The organism is Collinsella aerofaciens, assembly GCF_015548375.1.
Classification (GTDB): Bacteria; Actinomycetota; Coriobacteriia; order Coriobacteriales; family Coriobacteriaceae; genus Collinsella; species Collinsella aerofaciens_AB.
Genome location: NZ_JADMWW010000025.1, coordinates 25,082 through 35,634 on the forward strand (window position 1 = coordinate 25,082; position 10,553 = coordinate 35,634).

The window sequence follows — 10,553 nt, forward strand, 5'->3', positions numbered from 1 at the left end:
GTCTTTTGTGACGGGGGTCATGGAATGATGTTTTAATCCCCGTCCCAGAATAATCATTTAGGTGGAAGGAAAGACGGATGTCCAAGCCGCGTCGTCGTAAGCAGAAAAAGCAGGTTAAGCCCGAGCTCAAGCTTAGGCAGTTTGCCTCCACCGAGCTTTCCGACCAGCTTGCCGCCCTTCCCTGCGCCGCCGACCTGCCGCGCTTTATGGTCGACACGGTCGCCGGCGCCTATGCGCCCGCCGATGCCGAGCTCATGATCGAGGGCTTCGGCGCCGCGGCCACACGCCCGGTCACGCTGCGCGCCAATACGCTCAAGGCGACCGCCGAGGACATCGCTGCGGCGCTCGATGCCGCCGGAATCGCCCACAACCCCGTCGCCTGGTACCCAGACGCCTTTATCCTGCCCGAGGCCCAGGTTTCCGATCTGTGGGACCTCGACATCTACCGCGACGGCAAGATCTACTTGCAAAGTCTGTCGTCCATGATGCCGCCGTTGGTCCTGGGCGCTCAGGCCGGCGAGGACATCCTCGACATGTGCGCAGCCCCTGGCGGCAAGACAACGCAGATCGCCGCCCTCACCCAGGGCCAGGCACACCTCACGGCCTGCGAGATGAGCATTCCCCGCGCCGAAAAGCTTGAGTCCAACCTCCACCGCCAGGGTGCCAAAAACGTGCCCGTCATGCGCATCGACGCACGCGAGCTCGACGAGTTCTTCCGCTTTGACCGCATCCTGCTCGACGCTCCCTGCACCGGCACGGGCACCGTCATCAGCGGCAACGAGAAAAGCCTGCGCGGCCTCACCGAGCAGTTGCTGAGCAAGTGCGCCCGATCGCAGCGAGCACTTCTGGATCGCGCCATGGGGGCCCTCAAACCGAGCGGCACGCTCGTCTATTCGACATGTTCGATCTTGCCGCAGGAAAACGAGGATGCCCTGCAAGAGGCCCTCGACAAGCACATGGACTGCGAGCTCATCCCCCTCGACAGCACGCCGAGTGAAAGCGAAGCACGCCGCGCCCGCGAAGCCGGTGAGGAACCGCGCATCGAGTGCAACGCCCTTACCGAGGCCATTGCCGCGGGCCACGTCTCGGCCATTGCCAACGGCATGCCCGGCACGCTGACCATTCCGCCCAGTCGCGACTTTGAGGGCTTCTATATCGCCCTGGTCCGAAAACGCAGCTAGCGCACGGATTCAAAACTCAACAAACTATCTCCGTGCGCGCTTGTCCTGCTGGTCACGGCACTGCTTAAGTGCCTCGCGCTCCTTGCGCTCGGCCTTTTTGCCCTTAATGGCCGTGACCGCAAAGTAGATGACCGCGGCGGCAACGATTGCGCCCACGCATAGGCCAATCGAGCCTAACATTGCCGAGAATTCCATACCGCGTCACCTCTCTTTTGTATACGGGACATTCAAGATAGCACCTCGATTCCCGCCACCACAGCTCCTTCACGTTCGCCAGCCCTTCAGTCTAACGGATGGCGCGGCGGGGAAAAATCAACTCGTCAAACGATTTAGCATTCGCAATTCCGGCTGCATCGCGCCGGCCACCATCGCATAGAATCGAGCCTCCATGGATACCCTCAACGACCTAAACGAACGCGTCGACGCCTTTGTCGGCACCAGCTCCTTCGATACGCCCGCCGCGACCGACGATCAAGCCCCCATCGATGTGCCCGCCGAGGTTCACGAAGACGTCGTCGCCTCGGTCGACTTCTCCGAGGTTGAGCTTGCAGATGAATTTACCGAGCCCCAGGTGGCCGTAACCCCCAACGGCCTTTTGCCCATGGAGCCGCTGCCCATCGACGGACGCCTGCGCAAGGCGGCCCTCCGTATGCCCGATGAGATCGAGGAGGCCAGCGGCTTTACGCTCTTTGGCCGCCGCATCAAATCGCTCATCTACACCACCGACGTGGCGGTCATCCGCAACTCCAATGCCGACGCCGTGTTTGCCGTCTACCCCTTCACGCCGCAGCCCGCCATTACGCAGGCGCTGCTGACCGTTGCCGAGTGCCCGGTCTTTGTGGGCGTTGGCGGCGGCACTACCACCGGTAAGCGCTCCGTGCAGATGGCGGCCGTTTCCGAGATGCAAGGCGCGGCGGGCTGCGTGGTCAACTCCCCCGCTACTGCCGAAATGGTCGAGCACATCACCAACATCGCCGACATCCCCGTCATCGCCACGGTCGTTCGCTGCGACGACGATGCTCACGCCAAGGTGCGCGCCGGAGCCAAGATTCTCAACATCGCCGCCGGCAAGAACACGCCCCAGGTCCTACGCGAGCTGCGCGAGCACTATCCCAACCTGCCGCTTATCGCGCCGGGCGGCAAGACGCCCGAGAGCATCCGTGAGACCATCGCCGCCGGCGCCAACGCCATCATCTGGACGCCGCCTTCGGCCCAGCAGCTACAGACCGACATGATGCAGCGTTATCGCAAGATGAAGGAAGACGCCACACCTGTCATCTCGCGCGACGATGTGCCCATTATCGACCAGGTCGCCGCCGCCGAGGTCAGCCAAGTCGAGAACATGAATCCCGACGTGCCGATTCCCGACGAAGTCATCGAGCGCGTTGCTTCGATCCACGAGCGCGTAGAAGAGCATCGCGCCAACCGCGGCCTCAAGCCATCACTGCACGGCTTCTTCTTCCGCGGAAAGAAACGCTAGCCGCAACAGCAAGGCCCGCCCCACAAACGTGAGGCGGGCCGTTTTCGTTTGAACAATCATGCAGCGACGTGATGGGGCAAATTAATCCACGCGCTTGTCGCCCATAAAGAAGAGCGCCACCGTACCAGGTCCGGTATGCGAGCCAATCAGAGTACCGATGTCATTGATCTCAATCTTGCCTTTAAGCTGCGGAACCTGTTCCTCAATCAGCGCCGCGACCGCCTCGGCATCCTCGCGGCACGCCGACTGCGACATGATGCACTTACCCGAATAATCCACACCGTCCTGCACGTGTGCCATCATGGTCTTGGCCATCTCGGAAATCGCGCGCTTCTTAGTGCGAATCTTCTCACGTGGCGACAGCTTGCCTTCGCAATCGACCGTCATAAGCGGGCAAATCTTAAGCGCCGTGCCGATGATCGCGCTCGCGGCCGAAATGCGACCGCCGCGCAGGTAGCTCGACAGATCGGTCGAGAAGAACCAGTGGTGCAGGTTGAGTTTGTGCTCCTCGATCCAGGCAGCCGTCTCGTCGAGTGAAGCCCCGCTATCGCGCACGTCGGCGGCATATTCCAGCAACAGGCCAAAGCCCGAAGACGCCGCCAGCGAATCGACGACGCGCACCTTGCCGCCCTGGGGATAGCGATCCGCGAGCATCTGCGCCGCAACGCAGGCCGATCCATACGTGCCCGAAATGCCCGACGACAACGTCAGGTGCAGCACGTCTTTACCCTCGGCAACAAACGGCTCCCAAAACTCCTCGTACTCACCCACGCTCACCTGGGACGTCTTGGGCATGGCGCCCGCGGCAATCTGGGCAAAAAACTTGTCCGGCGTAATCGACTGATACAGATCGTCCGTATAGACAACATCGTCGATCTCGTAATGAAAACACACGACAGGGATATTGCGCGACGCAAAGAACTCACGGGTTCGGTCGGCGGCGGATTCACAGGTCAGGACAAAATCACTCATATGAGGCTCCTTACTCATTGCTGCGCAAATTATCGCACAGTGAGCCTACATACGGTACATATGTCCACTATTTACCAAATCGAACCAAAAATAGTGAACATCTTTACCACCATCGTCTCCACCGGCCCCACGCATAAATATCTGAAAAAACACCCTCTGTCGTCTCCACCCAACCGCCATATCTACCTCAACTAAATCGATTTACCAAACCGTTCAGCCGACAATTCAACCGCTGGCGCAAAATCGAAACAAAAGCGGCGCATACTGATAAACGTTTGACGCTGTTTATCAGTTTTACCAACCCCATCGGAAGGTGTTTCATGGTCGCATTCGATCGCAATCCGCAAGACTTCAAGTATCTGCGCCTGCTGTCGAGACAGTTCCCCACCGAACAATCCGCATTTACCGAAATTATCAACCTCTCGGCCATCCTCAACCTACCCAAGGGCACCGAGCATTTTATGAGCGACGTGCATGGTGAGTACGAAGCCTTTATGCACATCCTCAACAACTGCTCGGGCGTCGTACGCGAGCATGTCGACGAGATTTTTGGCGACACGCTCTCCTTTGACGAAAAGGGCGAGCTGTGCACGCTCATTTACTACCCGCGCGAGAAGATTGAGCTGGTCCGCAGCCAGCGCGAGGACTCGCCAACTTGGTACAAGACGATGCTTGACCAGCTCATCATGGTCGCTCGCTCGCTTTCAAGCCGCTACACGCGCTCCAAGGTGCGTAAGACCATCCCGCGCGACTACGCCTATATCATCGACGAGTTGTTGCACACGCACCCGGACGAGAACAACTATCGCGTGCGCTATCACGAGCGCATCGTGGAGTCCATCCTGGAGACCGCCAGCGCCGACGACTTTATCGAGTCGCTCGCTTCGCTCATCAAGCGCCTGGCCGTCGACCACCTGCACCTGGTGGGCGATATCTTCGACCGCGGCGGCGGCGCGGCCAAGATTATGGACCGCCTGCTCACCTACCATTCGCTCGACATCCAGTGGGGCAACCACGACCTGCTGTGGATGGGCGCTGCGGCCGGTGAGCCCGCCTGCATCGCCACGGTATTGCGCAACAACCTACGCTACGACAACTACGAAATTCTAGAGAACGACTACGGCATCTCGCTGCGTGAGCTTGTCGCCTTTGCCGATGCCACCTATACCGCCGGTGAGTCCATCACCCCGCTGATCAAGGCCATCAACGTGCTGCTCTTTAAGCTCGAGGGCCAGATTATCCAGCGCCACCCCGAGTTCGATATGACCGACCGCCTGCTGCTCGACAAGATCGACCACGACAACGGCACGGTCACGCTCGCCGACGGCAGCGTGTGGCCGCTCACGACCAACGACTTCCCCACCGTCGACCCGGCGGACCCCTATACGCTCACGCCCCAGGAGCAGCACATCATCGACAAGCTCGTGTCCGAGTTTGTCACCGCCGATCACCTGCATCGCCATATCGATTTCCTCTATTCCCACGGCTCGATGTACAAGGTCGCCAACGGCAACCTGCTCTTCCACGGCTGCGTTCCGCTCAACGAAGACGGCACCTTTAGCAGCATGAACTGTCTGGGTACCTGGCACGCTGGCCGCGATTATCTCGATTTTTGCGACCACATCGCCCGCCGCGCCTGGCGCGTGGGCGACCGCGACGCCCTCGACTGGATGTGGTACCTGTGGATTGGCTTTAACTCGCCCGCCAGCGGACGCCTGGTGCGTACCTTTGAGCGCGCCTATATCGCCGATAAGAGCACCTGGGTCGAGCCGATGGACCCATACTTTACGCTTACCAAGTCGCCCTCGGTCTGCGACGACATCATGCGCGAGTTTGGCGTCGCGCCCATGGCATGTTCGCCGACCGGCCACATCATCAACGGCCACACGCCCGTTAAAACCACCAAGGGCGAGCAGCCCATCCGCGCCGAGGGCAAGCTACTGGTCATCGATGGCGGCTTCTGCCGCGCTTACCATCCCAAGACGGGCATCGCCGGCTATACGCTCATCTCGAGCTCGCGCGGCTGCCGCCTCAAGTCGCACCGGGCCTTTACGACGGTTGCCGAGGCACTCACGCGCAACGTGGACATCGAGAGCGAGACCAACCGTTTTGACCAAGCAGACCGTCGCCGCATGGTGAGCGATACCGATACTGGCGCCAAGATTCGCAGCCAGATCCAGGACCTGCGCCAGCTGCTCGATGCATATAGAAACGGTGCTATCGAGGAGCGCGCCTAGCACCACCCGCGGGGATTGGCTAAACTTGCTGAGTTTGTCATCCCCGCGGCGCTTCGGCGCCAGCTTAAGGCAGGTACCATGCAAAAGCTCCTTGCGCAGATCATGAAATTTGGCGTCGTCGGTGTCATTGCCACGGTTATCGACTTTGGCATTATGAATCTGCTCCACTACGGTCTGGGCCTCAACATCCTAATCGCCAACACCAGCGGCTTTATCATCTCACTCATCTTTAACTACCTCGCAAGCATGAAGTACGTGTTTGCGCACAAGGAAGGCATGAGCCGCCGCCGCGAGTTCATCATCTTTGTCGTGCTTTCCGTGATCGGTTTGGTGCTCAACGACGGCATCGTGCTGGCGCTCAACACCGGCCTGGGATTCGAGGCCAATATCGCCAAGATCTGCGCCACCGCGCTTGTCATGGTCTACAACTTTGTGACCCGAAAGATCTTCCTGGAGGGCGACGAGACCAAATAGCTCGACACCCCCGCAGCATTACGGCGCCCACGGACGATGCGCACTCAGCGCAGTATCGTCCGTGGGCGCCGCTCGTTTACGGGAAGATTTGCAACGTTTGCGGATTGTCTCTTGCAAATTTGACGAGTTCGTATAGTTCTTGGCAAAGCCCTTACGTTTCCCATGCAAAAGCTCTAAAGTATCCTCTGCTCGATTCGTCAATGCATTGGATGTGATTACGTGCGCAAGGCACTGGCACAACCTCATACCAAGCAGTTCCTCAAGTTCGCCGTCGTGGGTCTTATCTCCTTTGGCATCGACTGGGGCATGCTCATTGCGCTCGTCGAGCTGTTCCACCTCGACTTTTTGATGAGCACCACGGTTTCGTTTATCACGTCCGTCGTGGTCAACTACTGGCTCAGCATGAAGTACGTGTTCGACCACCGCGAAGGCATGAGCCGCAAGCGCGAGTTCACGATCTTCACCATCCTGTCGGTGATCGGCCTGGGCCTCAACGACCTGTACATGTTTGTGGGCGTCACGTTTTTGAGCATCGGCTACCAGGCCATGAAGGCCATCGCCACGTTCCTCGTCACCTGGTATAACTACTTCAGCCGCCGCTTCTTCCTCGAGGGTGCACGGTCGTAGTCGATTCACTATTTGCTTGAATGTATAACCGGTTGGAATTCCCGTTCCAACCGGTTTTTTTGTTTGCAGAGAGACCCGGCGACCCAGTCCCATTCGCATGAAAAACGGGCGGTCCGGATGTTGGTCCGAACCGCCCGTCTGGCGCGCTATGTCGAGGCCTCTAGCCCGTTACGTAATACCAAACAACGTTGTCGCCATTGGAGAGAACGTAGTTACTGCAGGCCGTCATGGGCGTTGTGCCGTTGACGGAGTACATCCAGCCGCTCGTGCCGCCGTACTGTTTCTCGGCCAAACCACCAATCGCGGAGACATACGTACCGTACGACGAGCCATGTGCGTTGACAGAAAGGCCCAGCGCGCACAGGGCATCGTAGACGGTAGCGCCTTCGTTAAAGGTAAAGGTGCCACCAGAGGACACAGGATTGCCCACAGAGCTCGATGTGACCGAAACCGTCACCGTAACGTAGTTGGACTCCTGCGAGCCGCTCTGGCCGCCCGAGGAGGCGTTTCCACCATTAGAGGATGAGGCTCCATTAGACGACTGGCCACCGCCCGAAGAAGCACCACCAGACACCTTGGAAGTATCGCCGGCTCCCGTATTCTGGGCAGCGGATTTATCGCCAGACTTCTTGCCGTCCTGGTCCTCGGACTTCTTGCTATCCGAGTTTTTGTCCGATTCCTTGTCCGAAGACTCGGAATCATCCTTGCCGTCGTTCGAACCCTTGGACTCATCTTTTGCGTCATTCGATGACTTGGAATCCTTGGAACTGGCCTCGCCCGAAGTCGTAGTCGAGCCAGACGCCTTGGTGTCCTTGGTGACGACGCTCTCCCCCGTCACGGTCTGAATGATCCAGTCGATGGACCAGGCACCGCTTGTGGAAGGATGGACGAAACCCAGCGAGACGACGATCAGAATGGTGCATGCAGCAGTCAGAACGCCGAGGAGCGCCTTGCGACGAGAGGTGGACGCCGCCGAAGCGGCGCCCTTTTGCTTTTGATCATCGAGCTGGATAAACGAGGAGTCGGGCTGTTGCCCGCTGGTCTCCTTGGGCTTATCGGGCATTACCGTCACCCTTGCCGCGCTTGGTCAGCACGAAGACGGCGATGAGCGCGAGGCCAATCACGCCGGCGGCGATGCCAACGATGGCTAGCGGATTGGTGCCAGTCTCCTGCTCGGAAGCACTAGAGGACTTCTTAGCAGTGGTCGTGGAAACAGCACCCGTATCGGACTTGGAATCGGACTTCTTGTCGGACTTGCCGTCCTTCCTGTCAGACTTCTTGTCAGACTTCTTCTCGTCCTTCTTATCGGACTTATCGGAGTCCTTCTTGTCGGACTTGTTGTCCCTGGTCTCGGTCTTGGTCGACACCGTCGTCTTGGTCACCGGCTTCTGGCCCGGGGCGACAGCGCCGCCAGCCTGCTGGCCCTTCGTGCCGGAGCCGGAGCCTGTGCCAGTGCCAGCGCCAGCGCCAGCGCCGGAACCGTTGCCAGCGCCACCGGTGCCACCATTAGTGCCAGAACCGCCATTACCGCCAGGGTTAACGGCATTCTTGGTCCACTTGGCATACAACGTCAGGTCGGCCGTCACCGGCGTGCTGAAATCATACGCCTGCGTGCAAGCCTCATCGGTAAACCAACCGCCGAAAGTGTAGCCATCGCGCGTCGGATCGGCCGGCTTGACCAGCTTGCCGTCGGCCGTAGCAACAAATTTAGTGTCGCAAGCAGACCCGCCGTTGGAATTAAAGGCAACCGTCCAAGACTCGACAGCCCCCAGCTTGAACAGCGTACCCGAATCATTGATGTAGTACAGGTTGCCAGATGCATCGGTAATGACCGGAGAGTCGCAGTGCTGGTAATGGCCAGCCGCATCATAAATCTGCGTCGCCTCTGCATCGCCGAGCGTATAGCGATACACGCCACCACCAGCAGAGTAGTTAACGTAATCCTTGCTATCCGCGCTGTTAACGGTGAAGTACACATAGGTCTTGTCGCCCTGAACACTCACCAGCGGAGTAGCAGCAATACCGTTAAATCCGGCCGGCAGTTCTTTACCGTCAGCAGCAGTGACCATCGTGGTTTTACCGGTCTTCAGGTTATAGAGAACCAGAGCAGAGCCAGTAGCCGTCTGTCCGCCGACAATCAAGTTTTCGCCAGCCACCGCCGGTGCGCTCATGTTATTCGTAAGACCCAGGTCGACCGTCTTCTGCTCGCTCAGTACGCCCTTCGCCGAAAGCGAAATCACATGGAGCTTTCCATCGTGCGTCATCTGATAGAAGGTCGAACCATTGGACGGATCGGCGACACAGTCGGCGTTCGCGAGAGCGCCGAGCTCCATGGTCGAAACGACATCGCCCGTCGTCTTATCAATGCACTTAAGCGTGCCCGCGCTCGTAGGAACAATGGCATACTTATCCGTCAAAGCCGCACCAGTCCAGTAATAGCCCTCGGCAGGGTCGATGTTCTGCCAAGAAACTTCGCCCGTGGCAATCTTAATGCGCGAAAGGGAGCCGTTGCCGTAGGTCGCGTTGTAATTCTCGTCATACGAAATATCGACCGAGCCTATATAGACGTACTCGCCGTCCGAAACGACGGTGCAGGAGCTCTGCGTCAAGTCCGTCAAACCAGGCGTCAGCCACTTGCAGATCAGCTTGTCTGCAGTAATCGCCTGGACCGCACCGCCGTTGAGCGGAACGATGATAAGGCCATTGGTATAGATCGGACGAGAGGTATAGCTCACCTTAGAGGCAAGCGGCGCAGAGGCAACCTTTTTGCCCGTGGACGAATCGATCTTAATGAGCTCGTTCTCGGTCGCGATGTACACAAAGCCGTTAGCAATGACAGGCTCGCTGCAGTTGGCATACTGCTGACCAGACTCGGCCTTCCAATCGAAGGCCCACTTAAGACCGGCGGCCTGCGCAGGCGTCTTAGCATCCGTTACGGTCGAACCGTTGCCACTGTTGCCGTAGCCGGCCCACTCGGCATCCCAATCAGGAGTCGTCGCGCTCGGATCCACGACAATCTTGTCGGGATCGGGCATGGGCGAATTATCGGTGGTATAGGCAAGCGTAACCTTGTCACCGCTCTTGAGCGTAATCTGATTAGCGCAGAGTAAGGAGGCCTCTCCATTGATATACAGATGCCAGTATTTACCGGTCGCACCATCATAGCCGTAGGACTTGTCTTCGAACGGCGATTTGATGGAATTGAGGAACCAGTATGCACCACTCTGGGAGCCGTTATACGTAACGCCCTTGGCCTTCAGGACCGTCTCAATAAGGTTCTGAGCAGTAGAGCCTTCGGGCAAAGAAACATTGCTTGCCGAGCCCCAGCGAGTATTGTTGCCGTTGACATCGGGACCGATAACATCGACAGACCCAAGCACCTGACCGGGGAGGGCATCGGCGTCAGCACCATACATAAAGGTGACGGCGTCACCCTCTTGGAGCTCGTAGGCACCAGCGCCAACGTCGGCGAACTTGCCATTTACATAGAAGCGCCAATAGCTTTGGCTCTGTTAGACCAGGATTGACATGCCGACCTGCCGGCTAACTCGCCGTCTCCCCGTCGGGCGCCGGCGTCTTGAC

The 10,553-nt window shown here is 58.7% G+C and carries 9 protein-coding genes and 1 pseudogene; 5 read left to right on the plus strand and 5 right to left on the minus strand.

The features are described from left to right. Window positions 1-77: 77 nt before the first annotated feature. A complete protein-coding gene (locus I1969_RS09630; protein WP_195234929.1) occupies window positions 78-1,181 on the plus strand; it encodes an RsmB/NOP family class I SAM-dependent RNA methyltransferase in 1,104 nt (367 codons plus the stop codon). Window positions 1,182-1,205: 24 nt separating this feature from the next. Here I1969_RS09630 and I1969_RS09635 read toward each other — a convergent pair whose 3' ends face one another. Then, on the minus strand, window positions 1,206-1,376 hold the full coding sequence (locus I1969_RS09635; protein WP_195234931.1) for a hypothetical protein: 171 nt from the start codon (window positions 1,374-1,376) through the stop codon (window positions 1,206-1,208). 193 nt (window positions 1,377-1,569) lie between these two features. On the opposite strand from I1969_RS09635, the gene I1969_RS09640 reads away from it, so the two are divergent. After that, complete coding sequence (locus I1969_RS09640) at window positions 1,570-2,661, plus strand: beta/alpha barrel domain-containing protein (protein ID WP_195234933.1); 1,092 nt, start codon at window positions 1,570-1,572, stop codon at window positions 2,659-2,661. Window positions 2,662-2,742: 81 nt separating this feature from the next. On the opposite strand, the gene I1969_RS09645 is transcribed toward I1969_RS09640, so the two are convergent. After that, a complete protein-coding gene (locus tag I1969_RS09645; protein ID WP_195234935.1) occupies window positions 2,743-3,633 on the minus strand; it encodes a DegV family protein in 891 nt (296 codons plus the stop codon). 320 nt (window positions 3,634-3,953) lie between these two features. On the opposite strand from I1969_RS09645, the gene I1969_RS09650 reads away from it, so the two are divergent. The 3 genes from I1969_RS09650 to I1969_RS09660 all read left to right on the plus strand — a co-directional run bounded on the left by I1969_RS09650 (window position 3,954) and on the right by I1969_RS09660 (window position 6,971). Beyond that, window positions 3,954-5,870 carry a fructose-1,6-bisphosphatase gene (locus tag I1969_RS09650; protein WP_195234937.1) on the plus strand — a complete coding sequence of 639 codons (1,917 nt, stop codon included), beginning with the start codon at window positions 3,954-3,956 and terminating at the stop codon, window positions 5,868-5,870. Window positions 5,871-5,948: 78 nt separating this feature from the next. Next, on the plus strand, window positions 5,949-6,344 hold the full coding sequence (locus I1969_RS09655) for a GtrA family protein (RefSeq protein WP_195234939.1): 396 nt from the start codon (window positions 5,949-5,951) through the stop codon (window positions 6,342-6,344). A gap of 219 nt (window positions 6,345-6,563) precedes the next feature. After that, window positions 6,564-6,971: a GtrA family protein gene (locus I1969_RS09660; RefSeq protein ID WP_022095123.1), complete on the plus strand. Its 408-nt coding sequence runs from the start codon at window positions 6,564-6,566 to the stop codon at window positions 6,969-6,971. 160 nt (window positions 6,972-7,131) lie between these two features. On the opposite strand, the gene I1969_RS09665 is transcribed toward I1969_RS09660, so the two are convergent. The 3 genes and pseudogenes from I1969_RS09665 to I1969_RS11360 form a co-directional block, all read right to left on the minus strand. Next, window positions 7,132-8,034, minus strand: coding sequence for a DUF4430 domain-containing protein (locus I1969_RS09665; RefSeq protein ID WP_195234941.1), 903 nt, complete (start codon window positions 8,032-8,034; stop codon window positions 7,132-7,134). Beyond that, the gene (locus I1969_RS09670) at window positions 8,024-10,387 is read right to left on the minus strand and encodes an InlB B-repeat-containing protein (RefSeq protein WP_195234943.1); all 2,364 of its coding nucleotides are present in this window, start codon (window positions 10,385-10,387) and stop codon (window positions 8,024-8,026) included. Before I1969_RS09670 ends, I1969_RS09665 begins: the two co-directional genes overlap by 11 nt. A gap of 3 nt (window positions 10,388-10,390) precedes the next feature. Beyond that, window positions 10,391-10,468, minus strand: a pseudogene (locus I1969_RS11360) (DUF4430 domain-containing protein); the annotation flags it as partial. Window positions 10,469-10,553 lie beyond the last annotated feature (85 nt).

Coding starts and splice junctions, on each gene's coding strand:
- I1969_RS09640 (WP_195234933.1), top strand. CDS start 1,570: ATGGATACCCTCAACGACCTAAACGAACGCGTCGACGCCTTTGTCGGC.
- I1969_RS09655 (WP_195234939.1), top strand. CDS start 5,949: ATGCAAAAGCTCCTTGCGCAGATCATGAAATTTGGCGTCGTCGGTGTC.
- I1969_RS09670 (WP_195234943.1), bottom strand. CDS start 10,387: ATGTATGGTGCTGACGCCGATGCCCTCCCCGGTCAGGTGCTTGGGTCT.
- I1969_RS09665 (WP_195234941.1), bottom strand. CDS start 8,034: ATGCCCGATAAGCCCAAGGAGACCAGCGGGCAACAGCCCGACTCCTCG.
- I1969_RS09650 (WP_195234937.1), top strand. CDS start 3,954: ATGGTCGCATTCGATCGCAATCCGCAAGACTTCAAGTATCTGCGCCTG.
- I1969_RS09630 (WP_195234929.1), top strand. CDS start 78: ATGTCCAAGCCGCGTCGTCGTAAGCAGAAAAAGCAGGTTAAGCCCGAG.
- I1969_RS09635 (WP_195234931.1), bottom strand. CDS start 1,376: ATGGAATTCTCGGCAATGTTAGGCTCGATTGGCCTATGCGTGGGCGCA.
- I1969_RS09645 (WP_195234935.1), bottom strand. CDS start 3,633: ATGAGTGATTTTGTCCTGACCTGTGAATCCGCCGCCGACCGAACCCGT.